A 23,394-nucleotide genomic window follows, 5' to 3' on the forward strand; every position below is an offset into this window, starting at 1 on the left:
GAGACCGCCATCGGCATGGTCTTCCACCGCATCGCCGGCACCGAGGGCGACCGCACGCGGGCCCGGTGGTACTCGAAGCTCAAGCGTGCACGCAGCGACCGGGGTGTGCGCGGAGTCGAGCGGGTGTGATGCGGCAGAAAACTACCGGGCCGCAAGCGCGGCCTTCGCCCTGGCCGGGGGCTGCCGTGAGTCGGCCCAGGCGTAAGCCGGGCTGCTGCGCGACTGCGCCCGCCGGGCATGCGGGCGCCGGCGAGGACGTTCAGGCTGCAGAGCTTCCGCAGGTAGAGGCCGCCGAGGACGATGCGCTCCTTGTCGCCGGTCTCCGACGGCAAGACCCTGGCCGCCAGCAGTCTGGACGACGCCCGCGGTGTACTTGACAACCGGAGGGTTCACCGTACAGGTTCGCCGTCGGCCCCGCTTGTGCGGTACTGCGGCCCCGGCGAGGACGTGCCGCTGACGGCGTCGGCACTGGGAAAGGCGGATATCTACGCCCAGCCGGGCGGCGGTGACGACGTGACGGCCGCCTGGCGGGAGATGCGTGCCTTCGCCGGTCCGCTCAGCCGCCGGGTGCGCGGCGGAGGCCGCTATCTCGGCTTCTGCATGGGCGCCTACCTGGCCGGCCGCAGCCCCGGCTTCGGCCTCCTGCCCGGTGACACCGACGCGTACATCGCCTCCCCGGACGCGTCGGTGCACACGGCGGCGGACACCGTCATCCCCGTCCGCTGGCCCGGCCGGCGGCGGCACATGTACTTCCAGGAGACGGGCCCTACTTCAAGCTGGCCGACGAGGCCGCCACCGCCACCGTGATCGCCACGTACGACAACGCCCTGCCGGCCGCGGTCCTCGCCCCATACGGCGAGGGGCGCGTCGCCGTCGTCGGGCCGCACCCGGAGGCCGACGCCGGCTGGTACGCCGGCTACAACCTGAGCAACCCGGACGGGATCCGCCTCGACCTGGGCCATGACCTGGTCGAAGCGGCCATGGCCGGCACCCGTTCCTGAACCGGCCCGGCAGGGCCGGGTGACGCCCGCCCCCCTCTCCTCTCTGCCCCCCGACGCACGGCCGATGACCCGATGACCACCACCCGGACGAGTGCCGGGCGAGGCTGATCCCGGGCGCGATCCTCCGCGAGTCATGGGCGCAGGGTGGGCCCTCGGCGGGCCGTGTATCCAGTGCAAACGGGGTCAGGGACCCCGCCGTTTCCGGTGGCTGGATCCCGGCTGGATCCAGTCCGACTCTCCGGTGAGTCCGCAGGTCAAACCTGTGCGCCCGGTGTTCCGCTCCAACGTATAGCCCACGCAGTACCGTGGCTCCGGGGAGATGACCGACCACCTGGGCTACGAGAAGCATGAGGCGGCCGGTCGGGACGGTGGCAACTCCCGCAGTGGCCGGCGGGCCGAGGCTGTGACCACCGGTGCCGGCCCGGTCGGGATCAGCGTCCCGCGGGACGTCGGGGGCAGCTTCGAGCCGCAGATCGTGAAGAAGCGGCAGCGGCGGCTGTCCGGCGTGGACGAGATAGTGCTGCCGCTGTCCGCCAAGGGCCTCACGCACGGCGAGATCTCCGCCCACCTGGCCGAGGTCTACGGCGCAAGTGTGTCGGAGTCGACCATCACCACGATCACCGACAGCGTGATGGACGGCATGGCTGAGTGGCAGAACCGGCCGCTGGATGCGGCTTGAGTTCTATTGGTGGTTGCGAACGCCTCGGAAGGAGAGCGTTCGGATGCCGAAGTACCCGCCCAACAAGATGCCGACAGCGGTGAAGCAGCGCTACTTCGAGTTGCTGCGCGAGGGATACAAGGGAGCCGCGGCCGCTCGGGTGGTCGGGGTGTCCGCCAGCTGTGGATCCCACTGGTTCATCGAAGCTGGGAGCATGACCGTCCCTGACCCCGGCCCGATCTCGCCGCGCTTCCTGACCCAGCAGGACCGTATCGCCATCGCCGATGGGCTGCACGCGAAGCAGACCGTCAAGACGATCGCCGCGTCGATCGGCAAGAGCTTTCAGACTGTCTACCGCGAGATCAAGCGCAACGCGAAGTCCGACGGCAGCTACCACCCCTGGTGGGCACACAACCAGGCCCTGCTTCGGCGTCAGCGGCCCAAGGAGGAGAAGCTCCGCAGCAGCGGACCGCTGCGGACGCTGGTGCGCGAGAAGCTCACCGAGAAGTGGTCACCGCAGCAGATCGCGCGGCACCTGGCCCGCGAGTACGCCGACGTTCCTGCTCTTCGATTCCTGGGTGGCTTCTGAGGCTGATCTGACGGATGGAGGACGAGGGCGGGGCTCTGGCCGTGGTGCGGATCCGGGAGGGCTGGACCGGCCCGCACGGCCGGGCGGTTGAGCCTGCCCGACGACCAGCTCCCGGCAGCCCCCGCGGTGGGCGGTTACTGGACTCGCACCAACGACGTCGAGATCGATATCTTGGTGCGGACCGCACTCCGCTGCTCTTCCTCGGCTCCATCAACTGGCTGGAGCAGTCCCCCTTCGACCGGCACAACCTGGCAGCTCTCGATCGGCACCGGGCCGCCCTCACCGACGAACCCGTTCCAGTCGTGGCGGTCCCGCGCAGCGGCGTCGAATCTCCGGGCCTCGATACAACCTACGGCCCCGGTGATTCACTGATCGTTTGGCCGCTGTGAGTAGCGGTTGGCGGGCGAGGCGTGGGAGTTCGTGAGCGCGACGGAGCCGCAGACGTTGCGGATAAGTCCCTCGGACCTCGGCCCCTTGCCAGCGCTGTCGTGGAGCGTTGGCGATCCCGAGTCCTCTCGTACTCTGTCGTGAGTCCCGTGCCGGGACGTTGCTGGGATGACAGCCCTGGAGGGCTCGCGACACCTCTGGCTAACTGCCCGGGGCGGGCGGCGGTTCCTTGCCCCAGACCTGCTCCTGCGCGTCGTACAGGGCGATGTTCTCGGCTGCGGCCGGTTGGGTGGTGAGGCCCTGGTACGACCAGTCGTTGGTGGGATCCCAGCCGGCGCCCCCGGTGATGCGGAACTGTACTTCGGCGCGGTGCTGGGACTGGCCGCCGGGGAAGATCTCCTTCCCGGTGCAGTCCAGTTCCACGTAGTACAGGTCGCCCTCGGCCTGGAAGGGGCCGCGCAGCGGCGACGGGCACTCGCTGTAGCCGGAGAACAGGGTGAGGTCCGCGGGGGCCACGCCCTCGTCGAGGGTGAACCAGTAGCGGAAGGTGCCCTGGTCCAGCGTCCGTGCGGGGAAGCCGCTGCGGTTGCGGACGGTGGCCTTGACCTCGGTGAAGCCCGCGCCCTGGGCGTTCAGGGACGCCTCGACGTACATCTCCGGGCCGTCCGGCTCCTCGGCCTGCGGGAAGTCGGGCAGCGGGCTGCCGCCGTACCGCTCGACGAGGGTGGCGAGGGCGCCGGAGAGGCCGGAGTTGTAGTCGGTGGCGACCTCGTTGGCGACGTAGTCCTGGCGGCTGTCGGTGTACTGGTCGTTGGGGCCGGAGGGGCCGCCGACCAGGGCCCCGTAGAGGACGTGCCGGTTGGTCTCGGGAGAGGTGATCTGGTCGGTCCACGAGCCGTGGGCGGTGCGGTGGTGCGGGTTGCGCGGCGGGTTGGCGCCGAAGCCGACGACGTAGCTGGAGCCGCGGGGGTTGTCGCCGAGGGCGTAGTCGATCTGGCGCTCACCGAAGGCGCGGTAGCGCTCGGCCCGGTCGGGGTCGGCGGCGGCGAGCCAGTCGCCGTAGACGAGGGCGACGAAGGCGGTGTTGGCGGCGTAGCGCAGGGAGCCCCAGGTGTCGAGGACGGCCTGGCCGCCGGGTGAGTACGGCACGCGCTGGCCGTTCACGCCGGTGGTCCAGAAGTCCAGCCAGCGGTTGGCGTCCTGGACGTAGCGCTCGTCGCCGGTCTCCATGGCCAGCAGGGCGTAGGCGCCGTAGGACTTGTCGTCCCAGGCCAGGGTCCAGCGGTAGCTGCGGGTGTCGGTCTGCGGCTCGGTGCTGAGATGGTCGTACTCGCTCTCGGCCTTGGCCAGGTAGGCGTCGTCGCCGGTCGCCTTGTAGAGCCAGTACGCGCCCCAGACCAGCTCGTCCTGGTAGCCGGACCAGGAGCGGTAGAAGTTGCCGGCGGGTACGCAGTCGGAGTAGACGCCGCGGTGGGTGTCGGCGAAGTCGTAGAGCTGCTCGGCGTGCCGGACGAGGGTGGCGGCGTACGACGGGTCGTCGGCGGAGAAGAGCAGCGAGGACGACGCCATGGCGGCGGCGGTCTCGGCGGCGACGTCCGAGCCGGGGCAGCCGGGGTGCACGCGGTAGGCCGGCCGCTCCATGGGCATCACCTCGGCCGGTCCCCACCAGCGGTGGTCTGCGTCGCCGTCGCCGACCTGGGCGTAGAGGACGTCGGGCTCGGGGTGGGCGCGGATGAAGTAGTCGTTGACCCAGCGCAGGTTGTCCTTGAGGTACGCGAGCTGCCCCGACTGCTCGTAGCCGTCCTGCGCGGCCAGCCCGCCCCAGGCGAGGAGGGTGGTGCTGAACGCCATGGGGAAGCCGAACTTCACGTGGTCGCCGGCGTCGTACCACCCGCCGGTGAGGTCCAGGCCGACGTCGGAGCCGTCGTCGAGGGCGGAGTCGCCGCGCCAGGAGACGCGGTTGTCCTCCGGAAGGTCGCCGGAGCGCTGGGCCTCGTAGAAGAACATCGACTTCTGCAGCGCCTCGGCGTAGTTGAACCCCGCCTCAGGGGCCTCGGCGGCGGCCGCCGCGGGCGGCGCGACCAGGCCGCCGCCGCCGAACACCACGGCGGCGGCCAGCCCGATGGCGAACCCGGCCCGGCCCGCGCCCCGCGCGCCCCTGCCCCGCGCGCCCCTGCCCCGCCGGCGTCGGTCCCCGCGATCCGGGTGACGGAGGCGGGCTTTGCGGTGAGGTGAGGCGGAGGCGGGAGGGTGCATGCGGCGGCCCTTCTCGTTCCGTGGTCGGCGAGAGCGTCGCGAGGAGGCGGCTGTCCCGGCCGTCTCAACGTATGGGAGCGCTCCCAAACGGCGTACCTCATGGTGCCTGTGACACCATGCCCACGTCAATGACGACGCCCGGCCGAACCAGCGCCCCGCACCCCTGTCAATGGGCCTTGAACCGGTACCGCCGACAGACCTGGGACCACCAGGTGGACGGGGGCGTGGTGCGGAGGAGTGCCGCGGGAAGTGGGGTGCCCTCGATGAGGTCTTTCGGCACGAGCAGGTCGAAATGGTCGCCGGGCAGGTGAAGGGTGCGCAGGCTTGTCCCGTGTGTGGGGGCGTACCTCTCTTCGTCGGTCGGCCCGTCTTCGTTCACCAGCTCGGCTGCCGGTGAGGCACATGGGTCGGGGCATCGCCGTGGTGCCGCGTTGGTTGCTGGCCTGCGCCATCTGGGCCGTGAGCTTGGGTACTGCCGCACCAGACCAGGGACGAACGGACACTGATCACCTCAGGAGGACGAAACCGCGCAGGACAGTCCGAAGCGTTCCAAGCACCGACAGCCCTTGTCCCCAGGGCGGCCTGAATGCGGGTCGCCCCGGTTCCGATACCGTGGCTGGATTTCGGCTGGCGAGTGCTGAACGGCGAGCCGGTGCGGGGTATACGCGGACAGTGTTAAACGACCGCGTCGGCCGAGCGCTTCGGGGGCTCGCTACTCGGAGCGGCGTGCCTCCTGGAGTAGCTCCCATCCGGCCTCGGCGGCTTCCCCGGCCACGGCACGCGGGTCGCCCTCGCCGGCCAGCACCTTGTACTCGGTCTGTCCGAGGAGCTGCCACGCCGCACGCATCTCCGGCCACGACGGCATCACTTGGCCGTCGTCACACTGACCGATGTACGGACGCAGGACCGCGTCCCGGGCGGCGACGGTGCGCATCGCCTCCTCCTGTACGGGTACCAGTTGCTGAAGCTTGTTGAGGTCTTCACCCGCGTCCGGTTGGGACAGATAGGAGGTCACCAGGTCGCGTGCCGCGGGAACATTCGGTGCGTCCCGGTAGATGTAGAAGCCGTACACCGAGACCATCGACACGGCTTGCCTGTCACCCAACGGAGGTATCGCGGCGACGCTCACGTCCAGGCGCTTGTCCTTGATCGAGGCGAGGGCACGTGACGAGCAGACCAGAAACGGGGCGCGCCCCTCCAAGAAGAGCGGCAATGCTTCCGCGCGGCCGATGTCCGGGTTCAGCGCGCCGTTCCCGCCCGGACCGGTGCCGAGCTTGCTTAGCTGAACGAACGCGTTCACGAAGTTCTCGCGCCAGACTGAGATGTCCTCGAACCTGTCGTTGCCGCCCCCTTCGGAGGGAGTCCTGCGCAGGCCGAAGAACGTCCCGCCGCAGCTGGAGAACAGTGGCCACATGTGGTACGGATCGCCAGCATTCCCCGCTGGATCGGGGGATCCGACCTGGAGCGCGACTCCGGCGCCGTCCTCGATTCCTCTGGCTTCGACAACCGCGTTACCGGCGCGGATGGTCTCGCCGAACGTCGTCGGCATCGGACCGCTGCCCACAAGCGCGTTGTTGCGGATCAGAGCCACGCTGTCGAAGACGTACGGTATCGCGTAGAGCTGTTCCTGGCTGGTGAGTGCTGCCACAGCGACAGGGGAGATTCGAGCCAGCCCTGCAGGGCTGAACGGCGGCTCGAGTACCGAGCCTTCCCGCACGACGCGCCCGATCCAGTCATGCGGCCCGGCCACCACATCCGGAACCTGGTAGCCGCGTGGTGGGCGACCAGTCGCGACGAGTCTTGAGAGCGCTTCTTCCAGCGCCTCGGTGCGGTCGAACGACTCCACCTTGACGGAGACGGCGTACGTTCTGCGGAAAGGACTGGAAGACCCAAAGTATCTGGCCAGAGTGCGAGCCCGTGTCCGCTCCGCCCAGACCACCAGCGACCGCACCCGGTCGAGCCGCTCATCGCTTCTGGACCAGTAGCCTTTGCCGTCCCGGAAGGTGATCTGCACATTGTGCGGCGTGCCGTGGTGCCTGGTCGAGGCATCCGTGGGAGACGGCCTGGTCCTCACCGAACTGTGGACGTCGTCGCTCGGCCACAGATGCTCGTCGCCTGCCTTGAGAAGGGCGATGTCCTTGCGTGCCGTACGCAGGCGTGGGCCGCAAGTGACGGTGATGACTAACTTCTGAAACGTCGCCTGGGACTCGTTGAGGACGAGGGCACCTGTCGAGTCGGGGCCTGAATCGACCTGCCAGCCAATCTTGAGGCTTTTCGCCCGCACTGTCCGTTGGTTGGAACGGATGGCGCGTGCGAGAGCGACGACTCCCGTGATCGCGGTACAGACGGCGACGACGGTGGAGGCGATGACTTCGACGTTACTCAGGAACGGCAACGCCGCCGCGTAGTCAAGTGACCGCATTGCCGCACCATACCCAGGCACCTGCGTCTTCGCGAGAAGTTCGAGGTCGGAAGCTGGCTTTGGCGGGCCTGCGCGGACCGGTGCGGCGACAGTCGGGCCGAGCTCCTGTACTGCCGCCACCGGTCGGCGGGTGCTACTCGGAGACCGGGGAACGGGCCCCGGACAGCGCTGTCTCGACGGCTGCCTGGATGTCGTCGCTCTGGGCGTCCGAGTTCCCCGGGCCGAGGTTCACCATGACCGTGGCCTGCCTGCCGTTGATCGTGGTGCCGGCGGCCGTCTCGTATCCGAGGAAGTCACCGGTGTGCCCCCAGTAGAGGCCGCCGCTGGGCAACGGCTTGCTCTCCAGACCGAGGCCGTACGCCCGGCCGTCCGAGCCGCCGGTCGGGCGGGTCGTCATCATCTCCTTGAGCTGGGCCGGGTGCAGCAGCTTGCCGCGTACGAGCGCGCTCAGGAACCGGTTGACGTCGGTACCGCTGGAGATCATCCCGCCGGCCGCGCCTCCGACCGAGGGGTTGATTCGGGTGATGTCTGTGAGCGGTGCGTCCTCGCCCGGGCGCACGTACCCGCGCGGGTGCGGTCCGGGAATCGCCGAGGCGTCACCCGGCACAGACGTCTCGCACAGGCCGAGCGGCTCGATGATGCGCCGCTGGATCTCCTCTCCGTAGGTGTTGCCGGTCACCTCTTCGATGATCATGCCGGCCAGCAGGTAGCCCGTGTTGGAGTAGCTCCAGCCAGTGCCCGGTTCGAAGGTCGGCGGGTGGGCGAGCGCGATGTTCACCAGGTCGAGGGGATCGTGATGGGCCAGCGGGTCGTTGAGGACCTCCAGCGGGTTGAAGTAGTCGAGGAAGTCGGGCAGGCCGCTGGTGTGCTGGAGCAGCTGGCGGACGGTGATCGCCCGACCGTCGTTGCCGTGGCCGCGGACGACGCCGGGGAGGTAGCGTTCGACGCGCGCGTCCAGGTCGACGCGATGCTCTCCCACCAACTGCAGCATGGTCGTCGCCGTGAACGTCTTGGTCATACTGCCGATCCGGAATCTGCTGTTACGGTGCACCGGCGCGTGGCTCTTGACGTTCGCGACACCGTCGGTCAGCACGGTGCTGCCGCGCCGGTCCCGTACCTCGACGAGCGCTCCGGGGGCGCCGTCGACGGTGGTCAGCCTGTGCAGGAGTGCACGCAGCCGAGCTTCGTCGGCGGCGGCGTTGGCGGGCGCTCCGGCGGTGACTGCGCTGGTGGTGGCTTCGGCGGCGGCGTTGCCCGGCAGTGCGGCCGCCGTGACACCGAGGGCTACGGCCAGGGTGAGTGTGCCACCGAGCGTACGCTTGTGCTTGATCACGTTGCCCGTCCTTGATCGTCCATTTCCCGGTCTGATCCCACGATGCCCGGGGGCGCGTGCTGGAGGGATGGGGTGATCACCCGGGCTCGTGGTCGGGCTATCCCCCCGTCAGACCGTCTCCGGCACCCATGGCCGTTGCAGATTCGATTCAGGTGGTTCCACGCTGGTGGCTACGAGCACCGGTGCCCCAGGTTTCGTCTCCCTGGGGGCTTCCGTGGCTGCACCAGACCACCTCCGCCTGCGGTGACGTTCTCCCTCTCGATGCGAGGCCGCGCCATCCGCGGGTCAGTTCCAGTCGTACGTGAGCGCCGCGGTGCGGGTGTACGGCTCGAAGAACAGCAGGATCGCGTCCGCGCCTTCGGGCCGCCACGGGTATCCGGCGGTGGCCGCGACGAAGGTGAACGGTCGTCGTCCGCGGTCGAGTCGCAGGAGGGGGACGGCGTTGTCGGTGTCGAGGGTGAGCCCGGCGGGCGGTGGGAAGGCGGTCCAGTTGCCGCCGCCGGGGTCGCCGCCGAGCAGGTCGACTACGGCGATGTCCGTGCCCCAGCCCTCGCGCTGCCGGGTGGGGTCGTCCGTCTCGCCCCAGACCAGCACTCCGTACCGCTCCCAGCGTGCCCTCGTCGCGTCGAACTGGTTCTGGGCCTCGGGGTGGGCGGGTGAGCTGTGCGTGATCGAGTCCTCGGCGAGCAGGTCGGGGTTTCCCCGCAGCCGGTAGAGCCCGTTCTCGTCGACGTGGAACAAGAGCCAGTTCGGCGTCGTGCCGTCGCTGCCGGCCTCCGCTTCTTCGCTCAGGTCGGCGACCGGGCTGAGGAGATGGACGCACCCGCGCAGGGAGGAGTCGACCGCGCTCAGCTCGATCGACACGAGCGGATGCAGGCACTGCGCGAGGTGCCGCTGGTCGGTGACGAACACGTCCCGAGCGTGCGGGAACACGGTGAGGCGCTCATCGACGGTGGCGATGCGCTCGCCGCGGTTCCGCTCCGGTTCGGGCCCCGGGACGCGCAGCACGTCCCGCCGGGTCACGTCGGGACCGGGATCGGCGGCACGGTCCGCGCCGATCCCGTACGTGCTCTCGAAGACGTCGGCCGGGCCCCGCACGTCCGCCTCGGCCGCAGCGATCAGCGCCCGCGCTTCCTGCTCGCTCCTCGCCGGAGTCTCTGCGACGACCTGGTGGTCATCGAGCCGGCGGATGAGCAGGTGCCCGAGAGGGCCGTCCGGGTCCGCACCCCAGGCGGAGCGGTACGACACCGCATACAGCGAGTCCGCGGCGATCCTGTTCAATCGCGTGCCCATCCTTCCGCCCGTGCGATGGCCTCGACACCTTGCTTCGCTCGTACGTACAGCGTGCGTTCCGCGGCGGGTTCATGGGGTCGTGAGGGTCGTGGAAGATGAACAGCACCGTCGCCCTCCGTCGTCACTTGCCGGAGAGTCGTTCGGTCAGCAGATTCGACATCGGCGCGTACAGCTGAGATGCACCCGTTCCCTCGCTCCGCTCCACGACCCGAGCCTGTGGTGAACGACCTTATCGAGCAGACACGCATCGTCAGGCGCCCGACGACGTCCACGTCGAGAACGACCTGCGCTACGCAGACGTGTCGAAGGACGCCTGAGCCGCGGTCGGCTGCGCCCGGCAGCGACCGGGCCGGGCCGTGCTCGTCGGCCTTCCCACGCTGATGTTGTTCACGTCGGCGTCCCCGGAGAGCCGCATCTATTTAAGATACGGCGAATAAGAACAGACACTCTTCGCAACCCTTCGTGCGGCAGGGTGGAGGCTATGGATCAGGGCCAACCGAAGCGGGAGAACTTCCGGGTCGGCCAGCGGCTGGCCAGCCAGCGGCACATCGGCCACTGGACCGTGCTGGACGTACGCCGCGGTGGATTCGGTGTCGTCTACGTGGTACGCGCCAGCGACACCGGCGCGCGCAGGGTGCTCAAGACCTACGACGCCCGGCTGCTGTGGAGCGACGAGGACCGGGCGCGCTTCGAGCGTGAGGCGCTGACCTGGGTACGGCTGCGCCCGCACCGGCACATCGCCTCCGCCGAGCACGTGGAGTGGATCGAGGGGCTGCCCTGTGTGGTCACCGAGTACGCCGAGGGCGGCGACCTGGCCCGTCTGCTGGCGGCCGGCGCGCTCCCGCCCGCCCGCGCCCTGCGGTTCGCCCGGCACCTCTGCGACGGGCTTCGCCACGCCCACGACCAACTGCGCCTGGTGCACCGCGACGTCAAACCGGCGAACTGCCTGCTGACGAGCGACCACACCCTGCGCGTCACCGACTTCGGCCTGGCCCGCGCCTTCGACCCCGGCGACGCCGACCTCCCCCGTCCCGGCGAACCGCCGCCCGACACGCCGGCGTCGCACACGTCGGTGGCCGGAACGCCGCGCTACATGGCCCCCGAGCAGTACGTCCCCGGCGCCGCCCTCGACACCCGCGCCGACGTCTACGCGTTCGGCGTGGTGCTCTTCCAGATGGTCACCGGCGTGCTGCCGCCCGGCGATGGGCGCGCCAAGGCGTACGTCGACCGCACCACCGGCTGGCGCACCCGCCGCACCCGGCTCTACCGGCTGATCCGCGCGTGCACCGAACCGGACCGGGAGAACCGCCCGCCCGACTTCGCGGCCGTACGCGAGCTGCTGGACGGGGCGTACCGGCAGGCGCTCGGCCGCCCCGCACCGCCGCCCCCCGAGTCGCCGCTCCTGACCGCCGAGGAGTACGTGTCCAGGGCGGTGGGCCTCATCCACCTGGACCGCTTCGACGAAGCCCTGACCGAGGCGTGCGAGGGACTGCGCACGGCCGAGCGGGACGGGGACGGCGACGTCGTCCGCAGCAAGCTGTGGCAGGTGAACGGTATGGCCCTGGGCCGGTTGCACAGAGCCGACGAAGCGCTGGCCGCCTACGATCGCGCCGTCGAGCTGAACCCGGAGGAGCCGAGCGCGTGGCTGAACCGCGGGAATCAGCTCCTCTCCGAGAAGCGCCACGAGGACGCTCTGGAGTGCTACGACCGCGCCCTGGAACTGCGCCCCGACATCGGCAACGTGTGGGGGAGCAAGGCCAACGCACTGGCCGACCTGGAACGCTTCGAGGAGGCGGAGGAGGCGGCCTCCCGAGCCGTCGAGCTACGCCCGCGTGACCCGGGCATCCTGGTGATCCGGGCCATGCTACGAGGCCGGCAGTACCGGCACGCCGACGCCCTTGCGGACCTCGACCGCGCCCTGGCCGTCGCACCCCGCTCGGCCCTGGCACTCGCCAACAAGGGCAACACGCTGCTGCTCCTGTCGCGCCCCGCGGAGGCCCTCGACGTCCTGCGGCGGGCGGACGACCTCGAGCCGGACGATCCGAGCGTCTGGTGCAACCTCACACTCGCGGCGTACCGGCTCGAACGCTACGAACAGGCCGGGGAGTACTGCGAGAAGGCGCTGCGCCTGGCCGGGGACCTGGCCGAGCTGCTGGTGCACAAGGGCCTGATCCACGGCAAGCTGCACGGATCCGACGAAGAGGAACTGGCCTGCTACGACCGCGCCATCGCGGCGGCGGAGCACGACGACGACTGGCGGGCCACGGCATGGGGGCGGAAGGGAGCCGCCCTGGCGGCACTCGGGCGTCTGGAAGAGGCGTTGGCCTGCTACGACGAGGGCCTGCAGGTCCTGCCGGACACGTCCTGGCTACGGGACGGCAGACAATCGGTCCTGAAACGCCTGCAGCGCTGATCGCCGCCGCACGACGCGACGCGGCGACCGCGCGGCGCTCCTGAGGCGGGGAGTCCCGCCGGGGAGTCGGGCCGTTGGTCTCTCCCGCGCCGGGCCGGTCCACGGTCTGTCTCAGCATGACGACATATGCCCATGAGGCTGCCCAGGAGTCCGCGCCGCCCACCGGGCCGGGCTGTGCGGACTTCACCGACGCCACCGTCGGCTTCCGGCGTGAGCTGCTGGCGTACTGCTACCGCATGCTCGGCTCCATCGACGAGGCCGAGGACGTCGTCCAGGACGTCTACCTGCGTGCGTGGCGGTCGTACGCGTCCTTCGAGCACCGGTCCTCCGTACGCACCTGGCTGTACCGGATCGCCACCAACGCCTGCCTGACACGGCCGCCGCACAGCGCGCCCGCAGACCGCTGCCGTCCGGACTGGCGGGCCCGGGCAACGACCTCGACGTGCCCGACGCCCCGCACCGAACCGGCACCGACTGGGTGCAGCCGTTTCCGACCGCGCCGGCGCAGGCGGACCTCCGCGACCCGGCGTCGGCCGTCGAGTCCCGTGAGACCCTGCGGCTCGCGTTCGTCGCGGCGCTGCAACTGCTGCCTCCGAGACAGCGCGCCGTGCTCGTTCTGCGCGACGTCCTCGCCTGGCGGGCCGCCGAGGTGGCCGACCTGCTCGGCATCTCGACCGCCGCGGTCAAGAGCGTCCTGCAGCGCGCCCGGGCCCGGCTGGCCAGCAGGCCGCCCCTGGAGTCCGAGGTCGGCGAACCGTCGGAACTCCGGCTGCGGAACCTGCTCGACGCCTACGTGTCGGCCTTCGAGACCGCCGACGTCAGCAAGTTGGTGCAGTTGCTGCGGGAGGACGCCCGGTTCGGGATGCCGCCGTTCCCGATGTGGTTCCGGGGGCGGGACGCCGTCGCGGGCTTCGTCGGGTCCCGGGTGCTCGCCGATCCGGGCGGGCTGCGGCTCCTGCCCACGCGCGCCAACGGGCAGCCGGCCGTCGCTGCGTACCGGCGCGGCACCGACGGCGTGCACTGGGCGCATGCCGTCCACGTCCTCACGGTCGACGACATGCTGATCACCCGGATCGTCGCCTTCTCGACGCCGGCCTGTTCCGTCACTTCGGTCTGCCCGTCGAGTGTCCGCCCGGTCGTGGGGACAGAGTCGAAAATCTTTCGAAGAATTCCCGGATGTTCCGACGCCGCGAGCCGGGAGTACGAGGTCCTCGGTGACGGCCGGTGTCGATCTGGTAGCAAGCAGCTCGGCGGCGGCGTACCGCCCCGACCTGGGCTGGCCTCGTGTGCTGTCCGTCGACGGCGGAATCGGCGATGTGGCGGCTCCTCGTCCGCCCCGCCGAGGTTGCGAAATTTTCGGGCCCGAGGCAGAAAGTTCTTGTGCGGGAAGTGTTGACGATGCACCGTCACCCCTCAATCATCCTTGTCTGAGGGGCTGGTCGTAGTTCGGGATTTCGAACCTCGAACTCCGTCGGCCCTGAGTCATCTGCACCGCACGGCAGATCCCCACGTACCGCCGCACGACAGCTCCGGGCACCACAGCACCAGTGCCACCTCTGCCGCGTGGGAGCGGACGACGCACTCCCCTGCGCTTCAGTCTTCGTGATCTCTACGCTTGGAGGCACAGTCATGGGCTCGTATGCCCTTCCCAGACCCGGTCCCCGCCGGACGCTCCGCGGCCTGCTGCTGGCGCTGGTCGTCACCGCCCTCGCCACGGTCGCCACGCTGGCCGCGCCGCCGCCCGCGCAGTCCGCCGAGAGCACGCTCGGCGCCGCGGCGGCGCAGAGCGGCCGCTACTTCGGCGCCGCCATCGCCGCGGGCAGGCTGGGCGACTCGCAGTACACGTCGATCGCGAACCGCGAGTTCAACTCGGTGACGGCCGAGAACGCGATGAAGATCGACGCCACCGAGCCGCAGCGGGGCCAGTTCAACTTCTCCAACGCCGACCGCGTCTTCAACTGGGCGGTGCAGAACGGCAAGCAGGTGCGCGGCCACACCCTGGCCTGGCACTCCCAGCAGCCCGGCTGGATGCAGAGCCTCAGCGGCGGCGATCTGCGCCAGGCGATGAGAGACCACATCAACGGCGTGATGGCCCACTACAAGGGCAGGATCGCCGAGTGGGACGTCGTGAACGAGGCGTTCGCCGACGGCGGCTCGGGCGCACGGCGCGACTCCAACCTGCAGCGCACCGGCAACGACTGGATCGAGGACGCCTTCCGCACCGCCCGCGCCGCCGACCCCGACGCCAAGCTCTGCTACAACGACTACAACACCGACAACTGGGACTGGGCCAAGACCCAGGCCGTGTACGCCATGGTCCGGGACTTCAAGCAGCGCGGCGTGCCGATCGACTGCGTCGGCTTCCAGTCGCACTTCAACAACAACAGCCCGTACAACAGCAACTACCGCACCACGCTGCAGAGTTTCGCCGACCTCGGCGTCGATGTCGCCATCACCGAGCTCGACATCCAGGGCGCCTCGCCCACGACGTACGCCAACGTGGTCAACGACTGCCTGGCCGTCGACCGCTGCCTCGGCATCACCGTCTGGGGCGTGCGCGACACCGACTCCTGGCGGTCGGAGCAGACGCCGCTGCTGTTCGACGGCAACGGCAACAAGAAGCCCGCGTACAACGCCGTCCTCGACGCCCTCAACGGCGATGACTCCACACCGCCCGGGGGCGACGGGAGTCAGATCAGGGGCGTCGGTTCTGGCCGCTGCCTGGACGTGCCGAACGCCAGCACCGCCGACGGCACCCAGATCCAGCTGTGGGACTGCCACGGCGGCACCAACCAGCAGTGGACCGCCACCGACGCCGGCGAGCTGAGGGTCTACGGCGACAAGTGCCTGGACGCCGACGGCACCGGCAACGGCGCCAGAGTCCAGATCTACAGCTGCTGGGGCGGCGACAACCAGAAATGGCGCGTCAACTCCGACGGATCCATCGTCGGCGTCCAGTCCGGCCTCTGCCTCGACGCCGTCGGAACCGGCACCGCCAACGGCACCCGGATCCAGCTCTACTCCTGCACGAACGGCAGCAACCAGCTGTGGACCCGCACCTGAGTCGCCCCGACCGAAAGGGTGAACCGATGAAGACCTACGGTGCGGCCTCCTCCGCCCCGTCACGAAGAGATCGCTGGTGGTCCCGGATCGCCGCTCTGGTGGCGGCGACCCTCGCGATGGGCATGCTCGCCGTGGTGAACCCGGCGTCCGCCGGGGCGGCGACCGTGGACACCGACGCCTGGTACGTCCTGGTCAACCGCAACAGCGGCAAGGCGCTGGACGTCTCCGACGTGTCCACCGCCGACGGCGCGCCGGTCCACCAGTGGACGCGCCACGACGGAAACAACCAGCAGTGGCAGTTCGTGGACTCCGGCGACGGCTTCTACCGGCTCCAGGCCCGGCACTCGGGCAAGGTCCTCGACGTGGCCGGAGTCTCGACCGCCGACGGCGCCGCGCTCCAGCAGTGGGCCGACCACGGCGGGGCCAACCAGCAGTTCCGCCTCGCCGACTCCGACGCGGACCACGTCCGGCTGATCAACCGCAACAGCGGCAAGGCGGTGGAGGTGCAGGGCGGCTCCACGGCCGACGGCGCCAGCGTCGTCCAGTACACCGACGGCGGCGGCGCCCACCAGCAGTGGCAGATGATCAAGGTGTCGTCCGACGGCGGCGGCGGCGACGGCGGATGCGGCAGCGCCCCGACCCTGACCAGCGGCACGCACACGATCCAAAGCGGCGGTCAGAGCCGCAGCTTCATCCTCAGGGTTCCCGACAACTACGACAACAGCCACCCCTACCGGCTGATCTTCGCGTTCCACTGGCGGGGCGGAACCGCCAACGACGTCGCCTCCGGCGGATCGAGCGGGACCTCGTGGTCCTACTACGGCCAGCAGGAACAGTCCAACAACAGCGCGATCCTCGTCGCCCCCCAGGGCCTCGGGAACGGCTGGGCCAACTCGGGCGGTCAGGACGTCGCCTTCGCCGACGACATGATCCAGCGCATCGAGGGCGGCCTCTGCGTCGATCCGGAACAGCGGTTCGCCACCGGATTCAGCTGGGGCGGCGGTATGAGCTACGCGCTCGCGTGCGCCCGGGCGGACGACTTCAGGGCCGTCGCGGTCATCTCCGGCGCCCAGATCAGCGGGTGCAGCGGCGGCAGCCAGCCCGTCGCCTACTTCGGCATCCACGGCATCAGCGACTCCGTCCTCAACATCGCGCAGGGACGGTCCCTGCGCGACAGGTTCGTCGGCAACAACGGCTGCACCCCGCAGAGCCCGCCCGAGCCCGGGCAGGGCAGCCGAACCCACATCACCACCGCCTACGCGGGCTGCAGCACCGGATACCCGGTCCAGTGGGCCGCGTTCGACGGCGGCCACGCACCCGCTCCGGTCGACGGCGGCGGCGACAACGGCGCCACCACCTGGACCAAGACAGAGATCTGGAGGTTCTTCGCACAGTTCCAGTGACATCCCCGCGTCATGGAGTGGAGCCGGGACGGACCCGGCTCCACTCCGTCGCGTCTACGCGACGGCACTCGGTCGTTCTCCCCTCCTCCCGGCAGCGCAGCAGCGGGTTCGCGGCCCGCCGGCCAACCCCCTTGACGACGGTGGGCGGGGCCCTTACGGTCCAACCGCACCACGGATGTTATCGATAACCATCCGTGCCCCCGCACCGCCCGGCCCGTCGACACCGAACGACCGACAGGGGATTGCCATGCCTGCAAGGAACACCACCGGCGGAATGTCCCGCCGCCGTCTCCTGCTGTCCACCGGCGGCGTGCTGGGCGCCGGTGTGGTCAGCGCCCACGGACCCGGCAGCGCCTGGGCGGCGGCGCCGGTGGAGGGCGGCGCCGCGGGGCAGGCGGGCCGGGATCACGTGCGGCTCGTGAACCCCTGGGTGGAGTCCGACCGGGGGCGGTTCTTCTTCTTCCAGTCGGCCAGCAACCCCTTCGGCCTGGTCAAGCTGCGCCCCGACACGAGCACCCACTCGTCGCGGGGGACGGGCTACCTCCGCAAGGAGAACCAGGTCAAGGGCTTCAGCCACCTGCACTGCTGGCAGATCTCCGGCGTGCAGGTGATGCCGACGTCGGGGGAGGAGGTGCCGAAGCTGGAGGGCGACACCGGCTGGCAGTCGTACGTGGACCACGACGCCGGAGAGGTGGCGGAGCCCGGCTACCACCGGCTGCACCTGGACCGGTACGGCATCACCGCCGAGCTGACCTGCACCGACCGGGTCGGGCTGCACCGCTACACCTACGACGGCGCCGGTCGGAGCGAGATCGTCGTCAACCTCGGCGGGCAGCTGGGCGAAGCGCTCATGAAGGACGCCCGGATCACCATGCGGAGCAACCGCGAGGTGGAGGGCTACGTCTTCCAGCGCGGTGACGCCTACCCCGCGCACCACAACCAGCTGTTCTTCAGCATCCGGTTCGACAAGGCCTTCGACTCCCTGCATGGGTGGGCGGGCGGCGCGCTCGTCGACGGTGGTGCCGCGGTCGACGAGATCGAGGGCGACGACGCGGGCTTCTACGTCCGCTACGCCGGTCTCGGCGCGGGGGAGCAGGTCCAGGTCAAGGTCGCGCTGTCCTTCACGGGCGTGGCCGGGGCGCGGAAGAACCTGGCGGCGGAGCTGCCCGGCTGGGACTTCGACGCGGTCAGGGCGGCCTCGCAGCGGCACTGGAACCGGCTGCTCGGCCGGATCGACGCCGAGGGGGGCACCCACCGCCAGCAGGTGAAGTTCTACACCGACCTGTTCCACGTGCTGTGCGGACGCAGCGTGATCAGCGACGCCGACGGCACGTACCTCGACAACACCTGGCAGCACCGCAAGGTCAGGAGGATCCCGTCGGACGCCCGCGGTGTGCCGCGGTTCGCGATGTACAACTACGACGCGCTGTGGCTGACGCAGTGGAACCTCAACACCGTCCTGGGGCTGGCCTATCCGGAGATCTACTCCAGCATCGTGCGCTCGCAGCTGCGGATGTACGAGGACGGGGGGCTGCTGCCGCGCGGCCCGGTGGCCGGCGACTACTCGTGGGTGATGACCGGATCGCCGGTGACCTCGTTCATCAGCGGCGCCTGGAACAAGGGCATCCGGGACTTCGACATCGACCTCGCGTACGAGGCCATGCTCGACGCCCACTCGCTCGGCGGCCTCTTCGAAGCCGGCTCGTTCGAGTACGGGCGCTGGGGCAGCTGCGGCGGTGCCCGTCATTACTTCGACCTCGGATACGTGCCGAACGAGGTGTGCGGCGGCCCGCTCGAAGGCGGGGCGGGGCAGACGCTGGAGTACGCGTTCCAGGACTGGACGCTGGGGCAGCTGGCGCGGCGGCTGGGGAAGTCCGGGATCAACGTCGCGCAGTTCGCCGAGGTGTCGGTGTCCTCGCAGGTCAATGACGCGAACCTGGCGGGGGTGCGGGCGGTCGACGGCCGGCCGGCGCGCTCCAGCGTGACCGAGCCGGTGAACGTGGGGTGGGCGTCGACGGAACAGCGGCCGTGGATCAGGCTGAGCTGGCCGGAGCGGAAGCGGGTGCGCAAGGTGGTGCTCCGGGACCGCGCCGAGGGTGGTTCGCGGGTGAACTCCGGGGTGCTGTGGTTCAGCGACGGTTCGTCGCTGAAGGTGGACGACATTCCGCCGGACGGACGCGACCGGGTGGTGGCGTTCCGGCCCAGGCGGGTGAGCTGGGTGCGGTTCGAGGCGACCGGCGGCACCGGCGCGCACGTGGGGCTGCACGAGATCGAGGTGTGGGACGACACCGACGCGGGGTCGTTCCTCATCGAACGGTCCGGGAACTGGGGCAACCTCTTCGACCGGTCCACCGGGTTCATCCGGCCGCGCGGCATGAACGGCCGCTGGCACGATCCTTTCGACCCGCTGTCGCACGAGGACTTCGTCGAGGCGAAGGCCTGGCAGGCGACCTGGTTCACCTCGCACGACGTCATCGCCCTCGCCAACAGGCTCGGCGGGCGGAAGGCGTACGCCGACAAGCTCAACCACGCCTTCGAGCAGTCCGCCGAGTCGAACTTCATCGCCGAGTACGGGCAGGGCCACGTCAGTTACGGCAACCAGCCCGGGCTGCAGGTGGCGCACCTGTTCAACTACGTGGGGCATCCGTGGTTGACCCAGTACTGGGTGCGCCAGGTGAAGGAGAAGACGTACGGCGCGATCTCGACCACCGACGGCTACGGCCACTTCGACGAGGACCAGGGCCAGATGGGGTCGATGAGCGCGTTGATGGCGATGGGGTTGTTCGAGGTGACGGGGGCGAGCCTGCCGCGTCCGGTGTACGACATCACCTCGCCGGTGTTCGACGCGGTCACCATCCGGCTGCACCCGGAGTACTACCGCGGCCGGACGTTCCGGATCGTCACGCACGACAACTCCGCCGAGAACACGTACATCCAGGGCGCGGCCCTCAACGGGCGGCGGCACGACAACGCCTGGTTCCACCACGACAGGCTCGCCGCCGGCGGCACCCTGGAGCTGTGGCTGGGCCCGGAGCCCAACAAGGACTGGGGCGTCGCGGAACTGCCGCCCTCGAAGTCGCCGGAGGCGCCCGCGGTGCTCCACGCCGACCGTGACACGCTCCGCGTCGACTCCGGCGAGACCGGGGCCCTCACCCTGGCCGTACGCAGCCTCACCCGATGGCCCGTCGCCGCCGCCTGGCGCGCCCGTACCCCCGCCGGCATCGAGGTCCACCCCGCCCGCGGCAGGCTCACCGCACCCGCCGACGGCTCCGCCGAGCAGGACCTCACCCTCCGCGTCGCCGACGGCACCCCGTCCGGCCTGCACCGCGTCGTGATCAGCGGCCGAGCCGCCGACGGCACCGAACTACCCGACGCCATCACGTACGTCCACGTCGCACCCGTGCTGTCGATCGAGACCGTCCCGGAGCGGCTGATCCTGCTGCAGGACACCCCGTCGACCGTCCGGGTGCAGGTGAACAGCAACGACGTGGACCGGGCGCACGCCGTCGACGTCAGCCTGGAGGCGCCCGAGGGCTGGGCGGTCGAGCCCGCGGTCCGATCGCTCGACGTGCCCGCCGGCGACAGGGTGACGACCACGTTCACCCTCACCCCGCCGGCGGATGCGTCGGGCGGGACGTCCCTGACGCTCACCGCTCAGGGGGAGGAGGCCGACGTCGGCCGTGCGGTGTCCGCGACCGTGAGCCGGAAGGTGGCCCTGGTCGGCGACAACGACATGGCCACCGGGGAGTTCGCCCTGGCGCCGGACCGCTACGGCGACTATCCCGCGGCCTTCCCCGACGACGTCGACTTCACCGTCGGCGCCGACGACCCCGCCACCGGGTGGAGTTACATCCACCCCGGTCCCAGCGACGCCTGGGCCGGTGCCACGGCGCACACCTTCACCCTCCGCTTCGACCTCGACCAGCCGCCCGCCGCCGACCTGGCCCTCACCGCCTGGCTCGTCGACATCCACGAGTCCGGCCCGCCGACCCTGGAGGTCTCCCTCAACGACGGGCCGCCGGCCACCGTCGCGCTCCCCAAGGGCGGCGGCGAGGGCTACCACTGGGGCGACGGGTCCGACGGCCCCGTCCGCCCCGGCACCCTCGACGTCACGCTCCCCGCCGACCGGCTCCGCACCGGCCGGAACACCGTCACCCTCACCAACGCGGCCGGCTCCTGGATGGTCTACGACGCCGTCGCCGTCCGGGAACTCTGACGCAGGGCCGGCGCCCGGCCCGCCGCGCCGGGCGCCGGCCGCGTTCACTGGAGCAGGGCAAACCTCCCCGGCCGGGCGTGTCCATGCCCATGCAAGAATCGGGGCAGTGACCGCACGTACTCGGGGGAATCGCGTTGTCATCCACCATGTCACCCAGAAGAACGGTGCTGCTCGCCGGCCTCGCCGGCCTGCTTCTGCTCGCCGGCGGCGGGGTCCTCGGCCTCGTGCTGCCCGGCGCGCTGCAGGAGAGCCGCGACTACGAGGCGGCCCCGCGCTGTGCGGCCGGCCGGGCGGCGCCGGAGTGCCGCTGGGAGGGGCCCGTCGCCGTCACGGACAGGGAGTACCGCTCGGGCAAGCCCGGCAGCCATCACCTGCAGCTCTCCCGCGGCGGCCGGGCGCCGCAGTGGGTGAAGATGAACGAAGGGGGCTTCGGCGGCGGGGACGTCTACGACGCCGTCGGGCCCGGCGACACCGTCACCGCCGTCTACTGGCGCGGGCTCGTCCGCGAAGTGGCCTTCCGCGACATGCGGCAGAAGACCGGCGACCACCCGTCGACCGCCTACCGGCTGCCGTTCGGCGGCGGCCTCACCCTGGCGTCCGCCGGCCTGGGCTGCGCCGTCGCGGCCCGGCACGCCCGGCGTACCGCGGGGCGGCCCCGGATCCGCAACGACTGGCGCGTGACCATCCCCCTGGTGTCCGGGGTGTTCTACGGGATGGCGGGCTTCGCCGTCTCCCTGCAGCTGACCGACTCGATGGCGTCGGCCCTGGTCGCCTGCGCGGCCGCCGGCGCCGTCGTCCTCGCCGGCGCCCTGAGCCTCGCCTTCGTGCAGCGGCGGCTTGAGCGGCCGCCGAGCCCGGTGGTCCCCGTCCGGCCCCGGGTGCCGTACGGCGAGGTCGTCGTGCCCGGCAAGGTCCTCGGCGACGTGCCGTACGCGCTGCCGGGGCACACCCATCTCGTCGCCGCACCCGGGATGCTGGCCTCCGTCCCCGGCGCCGGCCCGGTCCGGCGGGGCACGTACCCGAAGCCGCTGCCCGGCCCCCGCGCCTACCTGCCGCCCACGCTGGCCCCGCTGCGGGTGCGCTTCCCGCGCCCGGACGACCCCGCCGGCGGGCCGGCGAAACCCCACCTCATCGAGTGCCGGGACGGCGCCCGGGAGGTTCTGCTGGCGGTCGACAGGCAGGCCACCGACCAAGTCCTCGGCGCCCTCGCCTCCCGCGCCCCCGCGCCGCCCGTGCCCTGACCGCCGGGACATACCCCACGCAGTCGATCTGCCACCCGGCGCTTTTGGCATGTACAGTCAATCGGCGTACCCCCACAGGATGCGGCGCGGCAACCGACCGCGACGGCCCGCCCTGTGGTCGGGGCACCGCATCCGCACATCCCCTCGGATCGCCCACGGGAAGGATGCCTGCCTTGTCCCACTCCTTATGGAACAGACGCCGGGTGCTGGCCACCATCGCCGGCACCGCCGCGGCCCCCGTTCTGCCCTCCATCGCCACCTGGTCCGCCTTACCGGCCCACGCCGCCGGCACGGGCAGCACGGACACCGGCCTGCCCGACACCGAACGGGGGCAGGCGGTCTGGGCGTACAAGACCGGCGGACGCCGGGTGCGGGAGGCCGCGGCCGTCGCCCTGACCGGAGGGCCGGCCGCGGTCTCCGCGTTCCTCACCACCGAACTGCCCGTGCTGCGGGCGGAGGACAACCGCTTCGCCATCGTCGCCGCGCTGCCCCACGCCGACCGGGCCGTGCAGGCCTCGGCGGACGCCGCCCTGTCCGGCGGGGACGACGCGGTCGCCGCCTACCTGGCGGGCGGCTTCCAGCCCGCCCTGATGGAGGACCTGCGGGTCGCGGTCACCGTCATCATGAACAACTCCGGCGGCACGGTCCGGCAGAAGGCCTCCGAGGCACTGGACGCGGGGACCGAGACCGCCCTGCGGGACTTCCTGGACGACATCCAGTACACGGCCAGGAACGAGGACGAGCGGGTGGAGGTCGTCTACCTCCTCGCGACCGCCACGCCCTGGGTGAAGGAGTACGCGCAGCGCGCCCTCGACGACGGATCGCCCGAGGCGATCCACCAGTTCCTCGTCTCCGGCCAGTACATCGCCCGCGCCCGCGACGAAGAGGCCGCGAAGATCGCGCAGCTGGTCGAGATCGTGGCACGCGAGGGCGAGAGGGCCAGGCTCAACACGGAGCAGGCCGTCGCCGCCTCCGAGAAGGCGAAGGAGGCCGCCGCGAAGGCCAAGGCCGCCGCGCTGGAGGCCGCCGCGGAGGCGGCGGCCGCCGAGGGGGACGTGCGCCGGTCGGCGCGGGCCGCGAACAACGCCGCCGGTGCCGCCCGCGCCGCCGGGATCGGGG

Annotated in this window: 13 protein-coding genes and 4 pseudogenes; 13 read left to right on the forward strand and 4 right to left on the reverse strand. The window is 70.9% G+C overall.

What is annotated here, in order from left to right:
* The first annotated feature begins 420 nt into the window (after positions 1-420).
* The 5 genes and pseudogenes from ABD317_RS14135 to ABD317_RS14155 form a co-directional block, all read left to right on the forward strand.
* Positions 421-807 (forward strand): hypothetical protein, encoded by a 387-nt coding sequence (locus tag ABD317_RS14135; RefSeq protein ID WP_344290344.1) that lies wholly within the window; start codon positions 421-423, stop codon positions 805-807.
* Positions 804-1,001 carry a hypothetical protein gene (locus ABD317_RS14140; protein ID WP_344290345.1) on the forward strand — a complete coding sequence of 66 codons (198 nt, stop codon included), beginning with the start codon at positions 804-806 and terminating at the stop codon, positions 999-1,001. The genes ABD317_RS14135 and ABD317_RS14140 overlap by 4 nt, the downstream gene beginning before the upstream one ends.
* A gap of 316 nt (positions 1,002-1,317) precedes the next feature.
* Positions 1,318-1,671: pseudogene (locus tag ABD317_RS14145) on the forward strand (transposase); the annotation flags it as partial.
* Positions 1,672-1,723: 52 nt separating this feature from the next.
* Positions 1,724-2,230 (forward strand): annotated as a pseudogene (locus ABD317_RS14150) (transposase); the annotation flags it as partial.
* A 47-nt stretch (positions 2,231-2,277) separates the two neighbouring features.
* A pseudogene (locus ABD317_RS14155) lies at positions 2,278-2,637 on the forward strand (ATP-binding protein); the annotation flags it as partial.
* Between the two features lie 199 nt (positions 2,638-2,836).
* Here the strand turns inward: ABD317_RS14155 and ABD317_RS14160 are convergent.
* The 4 genes from ABD317_RS14160 to ABD317_RS14175 all read right to left on the reverse strand — a co-directional run bounded on the left by ABD317_RS14160 (position 2,837) and on the right by ABD317_RS14175 (position 9,927).
* Complete coding sequence (locus ABD317_RS14160) at positions 2,837-4,741, reverse strand: glycoside hydrolase family 9 protein (protein WP_344290347.1); 1,905 nt, start codon at positions 4,739-4,741, stop codon at positions 2,837-2,839.
* 862 nt (positions 4,742-5,603) lie between these two features.
* Positions 5,604-7,313 carry a sugar ABC transporter substrate-binding protein gene (locus ABD317_RS14165; RefSeq protein WP_344290348.1) on the reverse strand — a complete coding sequence of 570 codons (1,710 nt, stop codon included), beginning with the start codon at positions 7,311-7,313 and terminating at the stop codon, positions 5,604-5,606.
* A 133-nt stretch (positions 7,314-7,446) separates the two neighbouring features.
* Positions 7,447-8,646: a serine hydrolase domain-containing protein gene (locus ABD317_RS14170; protein WP_344290349.1), complete on the reverse strand. Its 1,200-nt coding sequence runs from the start codon at positions 8,644-8,646 to the stop codon at positions 7,447-7,449.
* A gap of 285 nt (positions 8,647-8,931) precedes the next feature.
* On the reverse strand, positions 8,932-9,927 hold the full coding sequence (locus tag ABD317_RS14175) for a hypothetical protein (RefSeq protein ID WP_344290350.1): 996 nt from the start codon (positions 9,925-9,927) through the stop codon (positions 8,932-8,934).
* Positions 9,928-10,420: 493 nt separating this feature from the next.
* Between ABD317_RS14175 and ABD317_RS14180 the strand changes: the two genes are divergently transcribed.
* The 8 genes and pseudogenes from ABD317_RS14180 to ABD317_RS14215 all read left to right on the forward strand — a co-directional run.
* On the forward strand, positions 10,421-12,352 hold the full coding sequence (locus ABD317_RS14180) for a tetratricopeptide repeat protein (protein WP_344290351.1): 1,932 nt from the start codon (positions 10,421-10,423) through the stop codon (positions 12,350-12,352).
* A gap of 236 nt (positions 12,353-12,588) precedes the next feature.
* A pseudogene (locus ABD317_RS14185) lies at positions 12,589-12,666 on the forward strand (sigma factor); the annotation flags it as partial.
* Entirely contained in the window at positions 12,645-13,748 is a 1,104-nt protein-coding gene (locus ABD317_RS14190; protein ID WP_344290352.1) for an RNA polymerase subunit sigma-70, read from the forward strand. The pseudogene ABD317_RS14185 and the gene ABD317_RS14190, both read left to right, overlap by 22 nt.
* A gap of 233 nt (positions 13,749-13,981) precedes the next feature.
* Positions 13,982-15,415, forward strand: coding sequence for an endo-1,4-beta-xylanase (locus ABD317_RS14195; protein WP_344290353.1), 1,434 nt, complete (start codon positions 13,982-13,984; stop codon positions 15,413-15,415).
* 95 nt (positions 15,416-15,510) lie between these two features.
* The gene (locus ABD317_RS14200; RefSeq protein ID WP_425582364.1) at positions 15,511-16,818 is read left to right on the forward strand and encodes an RICIN domain-containing protein; all 1,308 of its coding nucleotides are present in this window, start codon (positions 15,511-15,513) and stop codon (positions 16,816-16,818) included.
* Positions 16,819-17,065: 247 nt separating this feature from the next.
* Positions 17,066-21,034, forward strand: coding sequence for a glycoside hydrolase domain-containing protein (locus tag ABD317_RS14205; protein ID WP_344290355.1), 3,969 nt, complete (start codon positions 17,066-17,068; stop codon positions 21,032-21,034).
* 146 nt (positions 21,035-21,180) lie between these two features.
* A complete protein-coding gene (locus tag ABD317_RS14210) occupies positions 21,181-22,275 on the forward strand; it encodes a hypothetical protein (protein ID WP_344290357.1) in 1,095 nt (364 codons plus the stop codon).
* 173 nt (positions 22,276-22,448) lie between these two features.
* Positions 22,449-23,394 (forward strand): ALF repeat-containing protein (locus ABD317_RS14215; RefSeq protein WP_344290359.1); only part of this gene is annotated, 946 nt, incomplete at its 3' end.

Origin of the sequence: Streptomyces synnematoformans (assembly GCF_039531005.1) — a bacterium.
In the GTDB taxonomy this organism is placed as follows: Bacteria; Actinomycetota; Actinomycetes; order Streptomycetales; family Streptomycetaceae; genus Streptomyces; species Streptomyces synnematoformans.